14 protein-coding genes are annotated in these 16,540 nt (G+C 70.0%); 3 read left to right on the forward strand and 11 right to left on the reverse strand.

From position 1 onward, the window contains the following. The 8 genes from Sp245p_RS09530 to Sp245p_RS09565 all read right to left on the reverse strand — a co-directional run bounded on the left by Sp245p_RS09530 (window position 1) and on the right by Sp245p_RS09565 (window position 11,133). Entirely contained in the window at window positions 1-2,625 is a 2,625-nt protein-coding gene (locus Sp245p_RS09530; protein WP_246119754.1) for a hybrid sensor histidine kinase/response regulator, read from the reverse strand. Between the two features lie 145 nt (window positions 2,626-2,770). Beyond that, window positions 2,771-4,723 carry a response regulator gene (locus Sp245p_RS09535; RefSeq protein ID WP_109138480.1) on the reverse strand — a complete coding sequence of 651 codons (1,953 nt, stop codon included), beginning with the start codon at window positions 4,721-4,723 and terminating at the stop codon, window positions 2,771-2,773. Between the two features lie 13 nt (window positions 4,724-4,736). Further along, window positions 4,737-6,827 carry an ATP-binding protein gene (locus Sp245p_RS09540; RefSeq protein WP_014240228.1) on the reverse strand — a complete coding sequence of 697 codons (2,091 nt, stop codon included), beginning with the start codon at window positions 6,825-6,827 and terminating at the stop codon, window positions 4,737-4,739. 51 nt (window positions 6,828-6,878) lie between these two features. Continuing rightward, entirely contained in the window at window positions 6,879-7,310 is a 432-nt protein-coding gene (locus Sp245p_RS09545) for an ArsC/Spx/MgsR family protein (protein WP_014240227.1), read from the reverse strand. A gap of 241 nt (window positions 7,311-7,551) precedes the next feature. Beyond that, entirely contained in the window at window positions 7,552-8,571 is a 1,020-nt protein-coding gene (locus Sp245p_RS09550) for an ABC transporter substrate-binding protein (RefSeq protein ID WP_014240226.1), read from the reverse strand. A gap of 33 nt (window positions 8,572-8,604) precedes the next feature. Beyond that, window positions 8,605-9,414, reverse strand: coding sequence for an ABC transporter permease (locus Sp245p_RS09555; RefSeq protein WP_014240225.1), 810 nt, complete (start codon window positions 9,412-9,414; stop codon window positions 8,605-8,607). A gap of 24 nt (window positions 9,415-9,438) precedes the next feature. Continuing rightward, complete coding sequence (locus Sp245p_RS09560; protein ID WP_014240224.1) at window positions 9,439-10,293, reverse strand: ABC transporter ATP-binding protein; 855 nt, start codon at window positions 10,291-10,293, stop codon at window positions 9,439-9,441. Window positions 10,294-10,395: 102 nt separating this feature from the next. After that, entirely contained in the window at window positions 10,396-11,133 is a 738-nt protein-coding gene (locus tag Sp245p_RS09565; RefSeq protein ID WP_014240223.1) for a CE1 family esterase, read from the reverse strand. Between the two features lie 269 nt (window positions 11,134-11,402). On the opposite strand from Sp245p_RS09565, the gene Sp245p_RS09570 reads away from it, so the two are divergent. Next, the gene (locus Sp245p_RS09570) at window positions 11,403-12,068 is read left to right on the forward strand and encodes an ATP-dependent Clp protease proteolytic subunit (RefSeq protein WP_014240222.1); all 666 of its coding nucleotides are present in this window, start codon (window positions 11,403-11,405) and stop codon (window positions 12,066-12,068) included. Window positions 12,069-12,074: 6 nt separating this feature from the next. On the opposite strand, the gene Sp245p_RS09575 is transcribed toward Sp245p_RS09570, so the two are convergent. After that, window positions 12,075-13,256, reverse strand: a complete 1,182-nt coding sequence (locus Sp245p_RS09575; protein ID WP_014240221.1) for an aminotransferase — start codon at window positions 13,254-13,256, stop codon at window positions 12,075-12,077. Window positions 13,257-13,382: 126 nt separating this feature from the next. Then, entirely contained in the window at window positions 13,383-14,615 is a 1,233-nt protein-coding gene (locus Sp245p_RS09580; protein ID WP_014240220.1) for a diaminopropionate ammonia-lyase, read from the reverse strand. 187 nt (window positions 14,616-14,802) lie between these two features. Here Sp245p_RS09580 and Sp245p_RS09585 point away from each other — a divergent pair, with 187 nt between their 5' ends. Continuing rightward, complete coding sequence (locus Sp245p_RS09585; protein WP_014240219.1) at window positions 14,803-15,084, forward strand: DUF2312 domain-containing protein; 282 nt, start codon at window positions 14,803-14,805, stop codon at window positions 15,082-15,084. A 112-nt stretch (window positions 15,085-15,196) separates the two neighbouring features. On the opposite strand, the gene fliN is transcribed toward Sp245p_RS09585, so the two are convergent. Continuing rightward, the gene (gene fliN / locus Sp245p_RS09590; RefSeq protein WP_014240218.1) at window positions 15,197-15,499 is read right to left on the reverse strand and encodes a flagellar motor switch protein FliN; all 303 of its coding nucleotides are present in this window, start codon (window positions 15,497-15,499) and stop codon (window positions 15,197-15,199) included. A 196-nt stretch (window positions 15,500-15,695) separates the two neighbouring features. Between fliN and Sp245p_RS09595 the strand changes: the two genes are divergently transcribed. Further along, window positions 15,696-16,538 carry a sulfurtransferase gene (locus Sp245p_RS09595; RefSeq protein WP_014240217.1) on the forward strand — a complete coding sequence of 281 codons (843 nt, stop codon included), beginning with the start codon at window positions 15,696-15,698 and terminating at the stop codon, window positions 16,536-16,538. Window positions 16,539-16,540: the final 2 nt, after the last annotated feature.

Here is a 16,540-nt window from a genome sequence, read left to right on the forward strand (position 1 = left end):
TCATTCGGCCAGCAGCCCGCGCACCGCCTCGATCAGGCGGTCCGGGGCCACTGGCTTCATGACGATCCGGCGGCCCGGCTGTGCCGTCATGTCCGCCGCCGTTTCATGGGACGCGTAGCCGGTCAGGAAGAGGATGCGCAGATCGGGGTTGCGCTCCGCCAGGGCGCGGCTCAGCTCCAGCCCGTTCATGCGGGGCATGGACATGTCGGACACCACGGCGTCGAACAGCCCGCCGCATTCGTCCCAGCGCTCCAGCGCGTCCAGCCCGTCCACCGCCTCCGTCACCGTGCAGCCGGCTTCCTCCAGCGCCAAGCGGACGTAGGTGCGCACGGAATCCTCGTCGTCCACCAGCAGGATGGCGGCCCCCTCGTCCTCGCCCAGCCCCAGCCCGTCCGCCAGCGAACCGGCCGGAGCGGGAGCGGGAACGGCGGGCAGATGGATGGAGAAGACGCTGCCGCGCCCGTCCGGCCCGGCCTCCATTTCCACCGCCCCGCCGGCCTGCTGGGCGGTGCCGTAGACCATCCACAGGCCGAGGCCGGTGCCCTTGCCCGGCTCCTTGGTGGTGAAGAAGGGCTCCCAGATGCGGTCGCGCACCGCCTCCGGCACGCCGCAGCCCTCGTCGATGACGCGGATCACGGCGTAGCGGCCGTGCGCCAGCGCGCCGTGCCGCCCGAAGAAGCCGGCATCCGGCAGGGCGCTGTCCAGCGCGATGGTCAGGCGCCCGCCGTCCGGCATGGCGTCGCGCGCGTTGAGGGCGAGGTTCAGGATGGCCTGGTTCAGCATCACCGGGTTGGCGACGGCGTGCGCTTCCCCGTCGCCGATGCGGATGTCCAGATCGATGCCGGCGCTCAGCAGCGGCTTCAGGAAGACCTTCAGGTCGCGCACCAGCGGCGCCAGCGCCACCACCTCCGTCTCGTCCGACGGTCGGCGGCGCGAGAAGTCGAGAAGCTGGGCGGTCAGCGCGGCCGCCCGGTCGGACGCCTTGGCGATCTCCCGCACGCAGGTGGTGACGCGCGCCGGATCGTCCGGCGCCCGCTCGGCCAGCCGGGCGAAACCGCCGATGGCGGTCAGCATGTTGTTGAACTCATGGGCGATGCCGCCGGCCATGCGGCCCACCGCCTCCATCTTTTGCGACTTCTGAAGCTCCGCCTCCGCACGGCGGCGCTCGGTCACGTCGTTCAGCACCAGAAGAACCGCCGCCTCCCGCTGGTAGACCGCTGGGAAGGCGCCGATCTCCACATGGCGCTGCTCGCCCGACGGGCGGGCGATCGCGCATTCCACGCGCTGGTGGTCGCCCTCCGCGCCCATCCCGAGCCGCGTCGTCACGGCCTCCGCCTCGACGATGAAGCGGTTGAGGTCCACCCCCTCCAGCCCGCCGCTGCCGCCCACCCCCAGGATGGACGCCGCGGCGGCGTTGCCGAAGCGGATGGCCCGGCGGTCCCAGATGACGATGCCGTAGGGCGCCAGCTCGACCAGCTGGCGGTAGCGCTTCTCGCTCTCGCTGAGCGCGCTGACGGTGGCCTCCAGCCGTTCCGTCTGGCCGGCGAGCTGCTCCTCGCGCCGCTTCAGCTCGGTGATGTCCATCAGGATCTTCACGATGCCGCCGGAGCCGGTGGCGTGCTCGCTGATGCGATACCAGCGCCCGTCGGACAGGCGGCCGTCCACCGGATCGGTGTGCAGCAGGTGGCGCTTCATCCGCTCGGCGATCCAGTCGGCCATCTCGCGGTCGTCGCCTTCGTACCCGCCGCGCTCGGCGGCGGCGCGCAGGATGTCCTTGAAGGCGGTGCCGGGCACCAGCACATCGGCCAGATTCGGGTAGGCGCTGCGGTAGCGCTCGTTGCAGAAGATCAGGCGGTCGTCCGGGCTGAACAGCACGAAGCCCTCGGAGATGCTGGACAGCGCGTCGTGCACCACCGACTGCATGAAGCGCGCCTCGACCAGGGCCAGAGTCTCCGCGGTCGTCTCGATGCCGGTGCCGCGGTAGCCGGCGAACCGCCCGTCCGCGTCGGTGAAGGGCTGGGCGCTGATGCGGAAGACACGGGTGTCGCCCGCCCCGTCGCGTAGCGTGATTTCCAGGTCGCGAAAGGCCCGCCCGGCCTCGATGTCAGCCAGATGGTCCAGCCAGGTGTCGGTGTCCTCGACCAGCGCGCCGAGGTCGAGCAGCGAATCGCCGAACACCGGCGCCGGATCGCCGCCGAGAAGCTCCGGCAGCCGTTCGGACACGTAGGTGTAGCGGTGGTCGGAGGCGCTTTCCCAGAACCAGTCGGACGCGGCCTCGGCGAAGTCGCGGAAGCGCTGGCGGCTGGCGGCCAGTTCCTCGTTGGCGGCGCGCAGCAGGCGGGCGGAGCGGTCCAGGGCCGCCGCCGCGGCGCGGGCGCGGCGCACCGACAGCACGGCCAGCGCCGCCATTGCCAGCGTCATCACGCCGAGCGGCAGCATCAGCCGGTCGCGCCCCTCCTCCGGCATCATCACGGCCAGCAGGCCGGCGGCGCCGAGCATGAGGAACAGCAGGTCGGTCAACCCGCCCGGCCCGCGGCGCGGCGCCGCGTCACTGCCCGGCCGGACGGCACGGACGTCGAGGTCGGTGTCGGTGGGGGGCAGCCCGCCCCGGCCGGAAAGATCCACGGAGCCCCGCTCCATCGTCATGGGTGTACCGCCGCGCAAGGCGCGATCTGCATAGACCCGTAATAGGAGGGGAGCCGTTAACAGCCCGTTTCGCTGTTCGCCTTCGTACGATCGGATTCTACCGTGAGCATACGATTTCCACCGCTCAGCGCCGGTTGACCAGAACCAGGATCTTCTCTTCGAGCTGTTCGGGAGAAAAAGGTTTGGCGATGTAGGCGGTGACGTCGTGGGCCATCGCCTCCTCGACCGCGATGATGGTGGCGAGCGCGGTGACCATCAGGAAGGGCATGTCGGGACGCACCGCGCGGACCAGCTTCAGGAACTCCAATCCCGACAGGCGCGGCATCTTCCAGTCGCAGACGATGAGGTCGAAGGCGCCCTGCCGCTCCTCGAATCGGGTCAGCGCCTCGCGCCCGTCCTGGGCGATGGTCAGATCGGTGATGCCGAGGTCGCGCAGGATCATCTCGACATAGCCGCGGGCGGCCGGCTCGTCGTCGGCCAGCAGGACGCGCAACGTGTTCATGGCGCGCATCGGCAGGCCGGCGTCGGCCAATGTGGCGAAGAACTGGGCGAAGCGGTCGGCCCGTTGCTCCGTCGCGTCCTTGCAGCGGGCGAGGTAGCCGCGCAGGAAGGCGGTGGAGCGGACATGGTGCCCGACCAGCTCGCGCGCCGCCGCCACGCATTTCCCCTCCGTGAAGGCGCCCTCGGCGAGCAGGCTGGCGAACTCCATGACCTCGTCGACGTGGGGCGGCCGGTCCTTGGCGATGCGGGCGAAAACCTTGTTGGTGCGCAGGAAGGTGTTCTGGATCTCGTCGAGCATGCGGACGTAGCGCTCGCGCAGGCCGTCCGGCAGGGTGGAGCGCGCCACGCGCCGTTGCAGGTCGGCCAGCGCCTTGATGCGCGCGCGCGGCGTACGGGCCGTCTCGAACAGGCGCTGGGTGAAGTCGCGGGCCTCGAGATGGCGGCGCAGATGGGCGACGATCATGCGCCGGCTGCGCTCCCCCGACACCGCCCCTTCGAAGGCCAGAAGATCGACGATGCGGGCGTAGTGGCTCTTGGCGTGCAGGACCGCCTCCAGCCGCGCGCCGGACAGCAGCAGCGCCACCCGCCGGTCGATCAGCCGGGTCGTGCGCTCGCCGCCGATCACCCCGCCCTTCGCCGTCAGGCGCGCGGCGAGGAGCCCGATCGCCGACAGCTCGTCCAGCACCGCTGCGACGCTGTTCGGCTCCGCCTTGGTGCCGGACAGCGGCGCGTCGCCGAGCAGGGCGTGGTGAACCCCCGCCTCCAGCCCCAGCCGGGCGGCGCGCGCCTGATGGCGGGTGACGAAGGCGGACAGGCGGTGCAGCACCGCCGGGGCGTCGGGGTGCGACGGCGCCTCGCCCCGCCAGACCATCGCCATGGCGTCGAGCACGCCGCGCAGCCCGTCCGCCCAGCCGAACAGCGCCTCGACCACCAGCCCGTTGGCCAGCATCTCCCCGACGATCTGGTCGAGAGTGGCGATTCCCTCGCCGGACAGCCCGTCCCCGTCGAGCGACAGGATGCGCACCAGCCGAAGCTCGTGGTTGCGCCCTTCCCCCAGCCAGGCGGACAGCCAGCAATCGATGGTGTGGCGCCCGGCGAATCCCGGCGTCCGCGCCATGGTCTGGGCCACCGTGGCGGCGAACTGCTTGGCGTCGATGGACAGGGCCGCGCCGCTGTGGGCGCGCCGGGCGGTGACGGCCAGCACCTCCTGCTCCAGCCGCTTCAGCTCCTCCAGCCGCATGGCGGGGGAGCGGCGTCCGGGGCGGGCCTGCCGCTGGGCCACCCGTTCCAGCACCTGGGCGCGGCGTGGCCAGTCGAGGAAGGAGCGCTGCGGCTCCACCTTGTGCAGGAACTCGGTCGGGGTGATGCCGCGCGCCTCCAGGAACTCCGCCAGCTCCTCCGCGATCAGGAATCGCGCGGCGGGGGCGAAGACCTCCTCGACCCGGACGCAGACGGCGGACTCCGGCGACTCCTCCGGCGCGTCGCCGCTCAGCTCGCCGAGGAGCGCGTCGACGTCGTAGGCGCCGATGGGAATGCCGTCGGTCGGAAGGGAGGAAGGCGGCGGCACGGCGCTCATCGATGCTCCGCCATCAGATCAGCAGCGCGTGGATCGTGTCGGCCAGCTCGTCCGGGTTGATCGGCTTGCGCAGGAAGACGATGCGGCGCCCGCCTGATTTCGGGTCGGCCAGCAGGTCGTCCAGGCTTTCCGTTTCCGGCGGGTAGCCGGACATCAGGACGGTCGGCAGATCCGGATTCTCCCGGCGCAGCGCGCGCGCCACCGACGCCCCGCCGATCTGCGGCATCACGAGGTCGGTCACCAGCAGGTCGAAGGCCCCGCCATGGTCGGCGTAGGCGCGCAGGGCCTCGCTGCCGTCGGCGGCGCAGACCACACGCATGCCCATGTCCTCCAGCGTCAGGCGGATGAAGTCGCGCACCTGCGCCTCGTCCTCCACCAGCAGGACGGTGGCGGCCATCGACAGCCCCTCCATCTCGTCGTCCTCTGCGTCGAGGGAAAAGGCGTCGTCAAGACCGAGGGCGTCCAGACCGGGGGCATCCGCGTCCTGCGGCTCCGCGACGTCCTCCGCCGGGAAGCGGAGCGTGAAGACGGTGCCGCGCCCAAGCTCCGTGTCCACCTCGACGTCGCCGCCCGCCCGCGCGACCGTGGAGTAGACGAGCGCCAGCCCCAGCCCGGTCCCGGCCCCCGGCTCCTTGGTGGTGAAGAAGGGTTCGAAGATGCGGTCGATCACCGCCGGGTCGATGCCGCAACCGGTGTCGGCAACGGTGATGGTGATTCCGAGATCGTCCGTCCGCTCCACCGCGATGGTGATCGGCCCGCCCTCCGGCATGGCGTCGCGCGCGTTGAGCACGAGGTTGAGCAGCGATTGGTGCAGCAGGGCCGGGTCGATGGTCACCACCGCCCCGCCGCCCGCGCCGCCGATCCGCAGCGGGTGGCGCTCGCCCAGCGTCGGGCCGAGGAAACGGCGCAAATCGTCGATCACCGCGCCGACGCGCACGGGACGCGCCGCATCGGTCTGGCCGGGCCGTCCGAAGCTGAGAAGCTGGGCGGTCAGGCCGGAGGCGCGGTCGGTCGCCTTGACGATCTCGGTCAGGCACTGCTCGACCCGCGGCCGGTCCTGCGGGGCGCGGCGGGCCATCTGGGCGAAGCCGCCGATGGCCGTCAGCATGTTGTTGAACTCGTGGGCGATGCCGCCGGCCAACTGGCCGATGGCCTGCATCTTCTGCGCCTGCTGGATGGCGCGCTCGGCCTGCTTGCGCCCGGTGATGTCGGTGAGGACGAGGAACCACGCCGCCTCCCCCTCTACCGCGAAGGGGTGGATGCCGACCTCAAGCTCGCGCAGGGCGCCCTGCGCGGTGACGAAGCGGGCCTCGACCGGCGGCGGGGCTTCCAGGCCGCTGCCGGGCGGGGGCAGCCAGTCGAACAGGCGCTGCACCCCGTCGAACTCCGTCGCCTCGACCAGCGGGATGCGCAGCATCGCCTCGGGATCGCCGCTGCCCAGGATCAGCGCGGCGGAGCGGTTGGCGAAGCGCAGCCGCAAGCCATCCCAGATCAGGATGCCGTAGGGCGCCATCTCGACCAGCCGGCGGTAGCGCGCCTCGCTGTCGGCCAGCGCCTCCTCGTGGCGCTTCAACTCGGTGATGTCGGTGAGGATCTTGACCACACCGCCGAAGCGCGTGGCGTGCTCGCTGATGCGGTACCAGCGCCCGTCGCCGAGCTGGTGGTCGGTTGGCGGCCCGCTGCGGATGTGGCGGTTCAGCCGCTCGGCGATCCAGTCGGACGGGTCGCCCAGATCGTCGCCGGCCGCCCCCCGCTCCACCGCGACCCGCAGCAGATCGGCGAAACGGACGCCGGGAACCAGATGGTCGGACAGCAGCGGATAGGCGGCACGGTAGCGGTCGTTGCACAGCACCAGCCGCCCGTCGGCGCCGAACAGCACGAAGCCTTCGGACACGCAGCCGATGGCGTCGGACAGCAGAGCGCGGAAATGCGCCTCGCCCTCGCCTGGGTGACGGCTCGCCGGGCTCTCCACGACGGCGTCGAGCCGGTCGCGCAGCGCCCGCAGCGGCTCCCGCAGATGGGCCAGCGCGCCGGGCGGCGCGGCGGACAGCCGCGCGCCCAGGGTGTCGAGGAGTTCCGCAAGCTCTTGGTCGGGCCGGTCCATAACCCGGCATTCAACCATTACGCCCGGTCCCCCCGCCAGTTGATTCCGCGCTCAGCCCTGCTTCGGGAAATGGTGATGGCCGTGGTCGCAGGTGCCACGCGAATGCTTGTCGTCGCAGCTTTCGCCGGACGCGGTCAGCCCGATCCAGGCGTGCAGCGTGTTGGGGTCGAATCCGGCCTTGCGGTCCGCCCCGACCTGGAGCAGCGGGCGGCGGATCAGGTCGCGGTCGGCCAGCAGGGCGGCCAGCGCCGACTCCTCGTCCAGCTCGTCGGGTTTCACGGCGCCGGTCTTCACGGCGGCGGCGCGGCGGTTGAACCAGTCCTCGACCGGACGATCCTCGAAGAAGGGGCGGAGGGTTTCGGCGGTCAGCGGCTCAACGGCCAGATCGCGCTCCACCAGCGTGTGGCCGGCGGCCTGGAGTTGAAGCTTCTGCTTGGCGTTCGCCGTGCAGCCGGACAGACCGTAAAAGATCACTTCCGTCATGGGGTTGGTGCTCCGCATCGAAACAGGACGAATTAGGTCCAGTCTAGCGGCGCGGAGACCGGGGGTGCCGGTGACGGAATGTCGCACCCGCCTCCCCTCTCCCGCCCCGGGAGAGGGAGGGACCCGCCGCGAAGCGGTGGGAGGGTGAGGGTATCGCCAAGGATCATCGGCTCCTTCCTTGGACGCCCCTCACCCGCCCGCTGTCGCGGGTACCCTCTCCCGGGACGGGAGAGGGTACAACTCACTTGATGCGCTTCAGCGAGTCCTCGACGTAGGCGTTCGTGTAGGTCTTGGACAGGTCGATGTCCGTCGCGGCCACCGCCTTGTCGAAGGCCTTCAGCACCTTGTAGGCGGCCTCCGCCCCCTCCTGGGAGAAGCGGCCGTCGGGCGAGTAGGTCGGCTTGGAATGCTCGAAGGCCTGGGCGTAGAGCGTCTGGTTGCCGAGGAAGTATTCCGGCGGCAGGACCTTCAGGACGTCCTCGGTCTTGGCTTGATCCAGCCACTTCAGCGTCCGCACGAAGACGTCGACCAGCGCCTGGGTGGTCTTCGGATTCTCCTTGATGAAGGCCGGCGTGGTGTAGAGCACCGCCGCCGGGTACGGCCCGCCGTAGGTGTCGAGCGTGCCCTTCTCCGTCCGGGTGTCGGCGATGGTGGTGACGTCGCCGTCGGCCTCCAACTGGCTGATCACCGGGTCGAGGTTGGCAATGGCGTCGATCTCGCCACGCTTCACCGCGGCCACCGCGCTGGGGCCGCCGCCGACGCCGATGAAGGACACATCCTCCGGCGTCATGCCGTGCTGGGTCAGCAGGTAGTTGACCATGAAGTTGGTCGAGGAACCGGGGGCGGTCACGCCGATCTTCTTGCCCTTCAGCTCCTTGATCGACGTGATCGTGCCGGCCTTGTTGACCGCGGCCAGAACGATGCCCGGATAACGGCCCAGCAGGGCGACGGCGGTGATCGGCTGGCCCTTGGCCTGCATTTGCACCGTGTGGTCGAAGGCGCCCGTCACGATGTCCGCCGAGCCGCCGACCAGCGCCTGGAGGCTCTTGGCGCCGCCGCCGAAGTCGTTGATCTCGACGTTCAGCCCGGCCTCCTTGAAGTAGCCGAGCCGCTCCGCCACCGTCAGCGGCAGGTAATAGAGCAACGGCTTGCCGCCGACCGCCAGCTTCAGGTCCTTCTTCTCGACCTGCTGGGCGTTCGCCCCGCCGATGCCGAAGGCCAGAACCACCGCCGCGGCGGCGATCACGCTTTTCATACGCATGGCTTCCCTCCCAATTTTCTTGCTATGGCGCAGTCATCCCTGCGCGTTGGTCGTCTGCGCCTCCTGCGGGCGCCAGTGCAGAAGGCGTTTCTCGATGACGGTCACCACGGCGTCGATCACCACGACGAAGATCGTCAGCACCAGCATGCCGGAGAAGACGCCAACCGTGTCGAACACCCCCTCCGCCTGATGGATGCGGTAGCCGAGACCAGCGGCGGAGCCAAGATACTCGCCCACCACCGCGCCGACCATGGCGAAGCCGACCGCGGTGTGCAGGCTGGAGAAGACCCAGGACAGGGCGGACGGCAGATAGACGTGCCGGAACAGGTGCCGGTTGCTCGCCCCCAGCATCTTCGCGTTGGCCAGCACCACCGGGCTGACCTCCTTCACACCCTGGTAGACGTTGAAGAAGACGATGAAGAAGACCAGCGTCACCCCCAGCGCCACCTTCGACCAGATGCCGAGGCCCAGCCACAGCGCGAAGATCGGCGCCAGCACCACGCGGGGCAGCGCGTTGACCGCCTTGATGTAGGGGTCAAAGACGATGGAGACCAAGGGCGCGCGGGCGAACCAGAAGCCGAAGGCGATTCCCGCCACCGTGCCGATGACGAAGGCCAGCGCGGTCTCCAGAAGGGTGATGCCGAGATGGTACCAGATCACCCCGGACGCAAAGTCGCTCCAGGTGCGCTCCAGCACCGCCAGCGGCGTGCCGAAGAAGAAGGGGCTCAGGATCTTCGTCGCGGTCAGGACGTGCCAGATCAGGAAAAAACCGATCAGCACGGCGACCTGCAGCAGCAGGATCACCGGACGGCTCGGCAGGCGTTTCACACGGGCCACGGCCATGGGGTCCTCACGTCGGCTTGGACGTCATTTCAGTTTGGTCTGGGCATAGCCCTTCAGCACTTCCTCGCGGAGCTGCCCCCAGATTTCCCGGTGCAGGTCGAGGAAGCGCGGCGTCATGCGGATTTCCGCCACGTCGCGCGGGCGCTCAAGATCCACCCGGTACTCGCCGATCAGCCGGGCGCCGGGGCCGGCGGACAGCACCAGCACCCGGTCGGACATGGAGATGGCCTCCTCCAGGTCGTGGGTGATGAAGACGACCGACTTGCGGTCCGCCGACCACAGGTCCAGCAGCTCGTTCTCCATCAGTTGCCGCGTCTGGATGTCGAGCGCCGAGAAGGGCTCGTCCATCAGCACGATCTTCGGATCGACGATCAGCGTCTGGGCCAGCGCCACCCGCTTGCGCATGCCGCCGGAGAGCTGGTGGGGGTAGCGGTCGCCGAAACGGTCCAGCCCGACGCGCGCCAGCCAGGGGCGCGCCCGTTCCTCCGCTTCGCGCCGCGGCACGCCGCGGAACTCCAGCCCGGCGGCGACATTTTCCAGCGCCGACTTCCAGGGCATCAGTGCGTCCGCCTGGAACATGTAGCCGGCGTGCGGATTGATGCCGTCGACCGGCTCCCCGAAGGTCAGGGCGCGCCCGGCGCTGGGGGCGAGAAGCCCAGCCGCAACGTTCAGGATGGTGGATTTGCCGCTGCCGGTCGGCCCGACGATCGACACGAACTCCCCCGCGGCAACCGACAGGGTCACGCCCTGGACCGCCGTGTAGGTCTGCCCGCGTCCGTCGGGCGATGGAAAGGTGCAGGTCACGCCGTCCAGGCGGAGCGCGGCCTTGTCCGCCCCCTCCGTCCGCAGGGCGGCCGCCACGGCGGCGCTGTCTGACATCAATGCGTTCCGTCCCTGATGGTCGTTTTCACGGCATCTTGGCGGAATGAGGCGGCGTCGGCAATGGGTGCAGCCAACAATTGTTGCCGCGGACGGTGAGACTCAGTCCAGCCGCGCGAAGAAGGCCATGATCGCCGCCCCCACCCCTTGCGGCCATTGATGCGGGTAGAAGCGCCCGTTGCGTGTCCGGTCGTCGGCCAGCGGACACCACAGAACCGGGTTCTCCTCGCCCTCGGCGCCATAGCGCCGGCAGTTGAAGCGGCGCGGCTCGTCGGGCTCGCTGCCCGTCGGCAGGCCGTCCTGGGCCAGCAGAGCACGGCGCAGGCGCAGGGCTTCGGAGACCGGCACCTGCTCGTCGCGCGGGTTGTGCAGGACCATGGCGGCGACCGGCCCGCCGCAGTCCTTGGGCCGCGCGGACCCGCCTCCGACGCTGGCCAGCCCGCGGATCACCCCGCCCCGCGCGCAGGCGAGGCTGTTGGCGAAGGACCCGCCCAGCGAATGGCCGACGACGAACACCCGGCCCATGTCGATGCAATAGCTCGCCGCCATGCTCTCCAGAACGGCGTCGAACAGACGGAAATCGCGCAGCCGGTCCGGCGGGTCGCCGGGATCGGACCAGACGTTCAAGCCGCGGGCGTCCTTCAGGCTGGCAGGATAGACGATGATCGCCGGCTCCTCCGCCTGCCCTTCCAGGCCGAAGTAGCGCCGCACCTCGGCGTTGCTGTTGGTCCGCCCGTGGAAGGCGACGACGAGGCTGTGCGGACGGTCGGGGCGGTAGCCGTCCGGCACGGCCACGATCATGCCGCGCGCCGTGCCGTCCAGTGCCACATGGTCGGGCACCGTTGCCGGGGCCGGCGTTCCGCAGCCGCGCGATAATTGCTGCGGCGCCACATTATTAACCAATTCCGCCGATAAGCCCTGAAAGGCCCACAGAATCAGCATGGTCGCAGCGCAAAATGCGCAAAATTGTTTCGCCATTCACAGCCCAGACGATCGCCTTCCTCCATAAACAGCCTGCTGCGAAGGACGTTGCACTTTCGGACAGGCTTCGCGTTAACCATCACGCAAGCATTTCCCGGCACCCTCCTTCCCAGAGCAAGGAGGTTTCGATGCCGGTTCGCGCGACTGCACGCATGATGGTTCTGGGGCTGCTGCTGGCCGTCGGCTCGTCTGGGGCTGCGACCGCCGACAGCCTGTCGGTGAACCGTCCGAACCCGGTGCCGCCCCCTGTCGCCTCCGACTTTCCCGACGCCACGCTGGTCCGCGTCGATCAGGTGGACTCAACCACGCTGCGGCTGGACGGCATCATCACCCCGGCCGTGGAGCAGCGCTTCTCCGACGCGCTGCGCAGCGTTCCAGCCGGCCAGCCGGTGGTGGTCGAACTGTCGAGCCCCGGCGGCTTCACCACCGCGGGCTACCGCATGATCGATCTGATGCTGGCGGAACGGCAGGCGGGGCGTGCCGTCGCCACCCGCGTGGCCGGCGGGCAGTCCTGCGAGAGCATGTGCGTCGGCCTCTATCTGGCCGGCTACCCGCGCTACGCCGCGCCAACCGCCGAGTTCATGGTGCACGCCCCGCGTCTGGCCGAGAACGGACGCATGACGCTGCGCTCCACCGACCAGATGGTGAAGCGTCTGGTCGCGCTGGGCGCCGCCCCCGCCTGGATCGAACGGGTGCGGGCCGCCGGCGGTTTCTCCGGCAGCCTCGATTACCGCGACAACGCCGATCATCTGGCGGCGGTGGGCGCCAACATCGTCACCCACCTGATCCGCTGACGTTCGTTACGCTTCACTTTCCACGAGGCGCCGGGCGATCTCCGGCATGACCGCCGCGTCGACGTTGGCGAAGGCGAAGCGCAGGTAATCGTCCTGGCCCGGACCGAACATGGAGCCGGGCAGGCACAGGATGTTGTGATCGCGGGCCAGCCCCTCGGCCACGTCGTGGGCGCGCTTGCCGGCGAAGGGATGCCGGACATAGGCGAAATAGGCCCCGATGCTGGCGATGCGGTAGCCGGTGCCGCTGGCCTCCATCGCCGACTGGAAGGCGTGGACGCGGGCCAGGATGTCGCCCCGCTTCTCCGCCACCCAGCCGTCCAGTTTCTCCAGCCCGAACAGCGCCGCCTTCTGGCCGACATGCGGGGCGCAGATGGCCAGGCAATCCATGACCTTGCGCGCCTGGGACAGCAGACCGGCGTCGGCGATCACCGCGCCGACCCGATAGCCGGCGAGGCTGTAGACCTTGGAGAAGCTGTAGAGCTGGACCAGCGTGCGCTGCCAACCGGGCCGCTGGAACAGCCCATGCGGCGTGCGCCCATCCCAATCCGGAAAGTCGCGGTAGGTCTCGTCGAGCAGCAGCTTGACGCCGCGCCGCTCGCACAGTTCGTACAGCGCCGCTATGGCGTCGGGCGAGGCGATGGCGCCGGTCGGGTTGTTGGGGGAGATCAGCACCAGCGCGCGGGTCCCGGCGTCGATCAGCCGCTCGGCCGCCGCCGGGTCGGGGATCAGCCCGTTCTCCTCGCGCAGCGCCAGCGGCCGGGCCTCGATGCCCAGCATGTCCAGCGTCATCTTGTGATTGAAGTACCAGGGGGCGGGCAGGATCACGTTGTCGCCGGCCCGCGCCAGCCCCATCACCGCCACCGCGAAGGCCTGGTTGCAGCCGGCGGTGATCAGCACCTCGTTCGCCGCGACCTCGCCGCCATAGAGCGATCCGGTGCGCCGGGCCAGCGCGGCGGTCAGCGGCGGGATGCCGTCGATGGCGGTGTAGCGCGCCGTGTCCGGGGCCCGCACCTGCTCGGCCAGATGGGCGGTCAGCGCGTCGGCGGGCGGATAGCCGGGCACCGCCTGACAGAGGTCGATCAGCGGCTTGTCCGCCGGAAAGCTGCGACCCTCGACCCAGCGCCACGCCTCGGCGATGGGCGGGGCCTCGGTGGCGGCGACGAGCGGGTTGACGTCTCTGCGGTCCATTCCCTGATGTCCAGTCTGCGGGGTCCGATTTTTATGGGGCGCCATGGTGGACCGGGCCGCCGGGCTCGCGCAAGGGACCAGAACAGGGGAACGCGCATGGCAGGCCAAGCGGAGACAAAGCAGGCGTCAGGCGCCGCCCAGCACCGCGTCCGGCTTACGGCCCACCAGGGACTCATAGACCTCGGGGTCGGTCGCCCCTTCCGATCCGAAGACCAGAACGCGGGCATCCGGGGCGAGGCCCAGGCTGGCGCGGGTCGCCGGGTCCGCCGCGGCGCAGAGCAGGCCGGCCAGACCGGCGACGCCGGATTCCCCGCCCACGATGGGCCGCCCGCCGTGCCGCCCCTCGGCCAACAGGCGCATGGTCGCCACCGCCGCGTCGTCGGGGATGGTCAGGAAATCGTCGGCCCCGCGCTCCAGGATCGCCCAGGCCAGCAGGGACACCTCCCCGCAGGCGAGCCCGGCCATCAGCGTTTCCAGATCGCCCTTGGACGGCGTCGGGCGGCCGTTGACGGCGCTCTGGTACAGGCAGTCGGCGGCGTGCGGCTCCACCACCACGAAGCGCGGGCGCTGGCGGCCCCAGCTTTCCCACAGATGGCCGCAGACGGCGGCGGGCAAGGCCCCCACCCCGCCCTGCACGAAGACGTGGGTCGGGCGCTCGCTGGCCGGAAGCTGGCTGATCGCCTCCTCCACCATCACGGTGTAGCCCTGCATCACGTCGCGGGGGATGTCCATGTAGCCGGTGTAGGAGGTGTCGGAAACGACGTGCCGGCCATGCTCCCGTGCGTCCGCCGCAGCCTGCCGCACCGCGTCGTCGTAGTTGCCGGCCACGCGGACGACGCGGGCGTCGAAAGATTCGATCGCCTGCTGCCGCCCCTGCGAGCAGTTGCCGGGAATGTAGATGACGCAGCCGCAGCCGAACACCTGAGCGCCCCAGGCGACGGAGCGACCGTGGTTGCCGTCGGTCGCCGTGGTCACCGTGATGCCGCGGGTCACCTTGGCGTAGCGCCCGACCACCAGATCCAGCGCGGTCACCGGCACGCCGGGCACGCGGGCCTGCACCTCGCGCACCAGCAGGCGCAGCACGGCGTAGGCGCCGCCCAGCGCCTTGAAGCTGTGCAGGTTGAAGCGGCTGCTCTCGTCCTTGTACCAGATGCGGTCGATGCCGGCGGCGCGGGCCAGCCCGCCCAGCGAGCGCAGCGGGGTCGGGGCGTAGCCGGGCCAGGCGCCGATCTCGGTCATCGCGTCCTGGAAGGCGGCGCGGCTCAGGATCGCCCGTTCGGCGGGCCCGTAGGGCTGGTCCGTGTCGGCGCGCGGATTCGAGAAGAGACGCGGGGTGCCAAGCGGCGGCAGGTCGGACATCGTGTTCGCTCTCCAGCGCCGCAAGGACGGCCGCAGCCACGAAAGCATTGCCGGCCACGCCGCGTCAAGCCACGCGCGTTGTCCCCGGACAAAGCGCCGCGAGCTGTGCTAACAGCGCCTCCCCCCGCGGTCCGGCCGGCGCGCCGAAGGCGGCGGGGTCCCCGTTCCTCAAGGAGATGGTTCCGTCGTGACGACCGGTTTCAACACCACCGCCGCCGACCAATTGAAGCAGTTCGCCGACCGCATGGAGCGGTTGATGGACGAGATCGACGGCCTGAAGGCCGACCTGAAGGACCTGCGCAGCGAGGTCAAATCCGCCGGCTTCAACATCAAGGCGCTCGACAAGCTGGTCGCCATCCGCCGCAAGGACGCCGGCGAGCAGGAGGCCGAGCTGCTGAACGACCTGATGCTCTACGCCCACGCCACCGGCACGCCGTTGGACATCGTGGTCCCCGAGCCGGCCGAGTGACGATTTAAATAAAGGATCGTTGCGAAGCCGCATCATGATTGTTCCGGGGGCGCAACATGACGTTTCGCTTCCGGAACATGTCGTTGCGTAAGCGCATCAAAGCGCTGATAGCTTAGCGCTTCCACTCGCGGCTGGATTTCACGAAGTCGGTCAGGGTGACGCCGATCTTGTCATCCACGATGACCACCTCGCCGCGGGCAACGAGGACGCCCTCCACATAGACGTCGGTCGGGTCCTTCAAGTGCCGGTCCAGTTCCACGACGGCGCCGCGGCCGAGCTTCAGAAGGTCGCGGACGCGCAGCATGGCGGTGCCGATGACCACCTTGATCTCGACCGGCGCGTCGCCGATGGCGAAGGCGTCGCTGCTCATGTCGTCGGACGAGCCGGCGCCCAGCAGATCGTCGATGTTGGCCATGCCGCACTCCTTCACCCCGGGTCACCGGACCCTTCCAACCGACTAGAGTTACCGCACCAGGGGCGCCGGAGCAACGGCGACCGTCGCAACAGCCTGCGACAAGGATGGGAAACAACAGCGCAGATTTGGTTTTCCTGCGCCAGCTTGTGTTGATACCCTGCCCGTCCGACGTGAAACCAGCCGCGAAGGCAGAGCCATGACGACCGATTCTCAACGCCCGCTGGTGGACAGCGCCTGGCTGAAGGGCGCCCTCGACCTTCCCGACCTCGTGGTTCTGGACGTGCGCACGCCGCCGGCGGGCGGCTTCATCCCCGGTTCGATCCATTCCGACTACGCCAAGGCCGGCTGGCGGGCGACGGTGGACGGCGTTCCGGGCCTGCTGCCCGACACCGCCGTTCTGGAAAGGCTGATCGGCGGATTGGGGATTCGGAACGGCGACCAAGTCGTTCTGGTTGCCAGCGGCCTGAGCGCCGCCGACATGGGGAACGCGACACGCGTCTATTGGACGTTCAAGACGCTGGGCCATGACCGCGTGTCGGTGCTGGACGGCGGCTTCGCCGCCTGGAGCGACGCCGGCCATCCCGTTGCCACGACCGCCACCACCCGCCCCGCCGCCACCTTCACTGCGGCCCCCCGCGAGGACTTGCGCGCCCCCCTGCCCGTGGTCGCGGCGGCGGTGGCCGGCGGCTCCGTCCCGCTGTTGGACGCCCGCTCCGCCGAGCAGTTCGAAGGCAAGGCCAAGAGCCCGCAGGCCCGTGTTCCGGGCACGCTGCCGGGGGCGGTGCTGATCGAGAACGGCGCCTTCTACTCCGCCGCCGAGAAGCGCTTCCTCCACGCCGACGCGGTGAAGGCTCTGGCGGATCAGGCCGGGACGGGCGAGTCGACGATCACCTTCTGCAACACCGGCCACCTCGCCTCGGTGTCCTGGTTCGCGCTGAGCGAGGTGGCAGGAGTCGACGGGGTCCGCCTCTATGACGGGTCGATGTCGGAATGGACCGCCGACCCGTCTCGTCCCGTCAAGAACGGGCCGGCGGCTTAAGC

Origin of the sequence: Azospirillum baldaniorum (assembly GCF_003119195.2) — a bacterium.
GTDB lineage: Bacteria > Pseudomonadota > Alphaproteobacteria > Azospirillales > Azospirillaceae > Azospirillum > Azospirillum baldaniorum.

Excerpts from the sequence above, each read along its gene's own strand:
- Sp245p_RS09535 (WP_109138480.1), bottom strand. The coding sequence starts at position 4,723 with ATGAGCGCCGTGCCGCCGCCTTCCTCCCTTCCGACCGACGGCATTCCC.
- Sp245p_RS09540 (WP_014240228.1), bottom strand. The coding sequence starts at position 6,827 with ATGGACCGGCCCGACCAAGAGCTTGCGGAACTCCTCGACACCCTGGGC.
- Sp245p_RS09545 (WP_014240227.1), bottom strand. The coding sequence starts at position 7,310 with ATGACGGAAGTGATCTTTTACGGTCTGTCCGGCTGCACGGCGAACGCC.
- Sp245p_RS09550 (WP_014240226.1), bottom strand. The coding sequence starts at position 8,571 with ATGCGTATGAAAAGCGTGATCGCCGCCGCGGCGGTGGTTCTGGCCTTC.
- Sp245p_RS09555 (WP_014240225.1), bottom strand. The coding sequence starts at position 9,414 with ATGGCCGTGGCCCGTGTGAAACGCCTGCCGAGCCGTCCGGTGATCCTG.
- Sp245p_RS09560 (WP_014240224.1), bottom strand. The coding sequence starts at position 10,293 with ATGTCAGACAGCGCCGCCGTGGCGGCCGCCCTGCGGACGGAGGGGGCG.
- Sp245p_RS09570 (WP_014240222.1), top strand. The coding sequence starts at position 11,403 with ATGCCGGTTCGCGCGACTGCACGCATGATGGTTCTGGGGCTGCTGCTG.
- Sp245p_RS09575 (WP_014240221.1), bottom strand. The coding sequence starts at position 13,256 with ATGGACCGCAGAGACGTCAACCCGCTCGTCGCCGCCACCGAGGCCCCG.
- Sp245p_RS09580 (WP_014240220.1), bottom strand. The coding sequence starts at position 14,615 with ATGTCCGACCTGCCGCCGCTTGGCACCCCGCGTCTCTTCTCGAATCCG.
- fliN (WP_014240218.1), bottom strand. The coding sequence starts at position 15,499 with ATGGCCAACATCGACGATCTGCTGGGCGCCGGCTCGTCCGACGACATG.
- Sp245p_RS09595 (WP_014240217.1), top strand. The coding sequence starts at position 15,696 with ATGACGACCGATTCTCAACGCCCGCTGGTGGACAGCGCCTGGCTGAAG.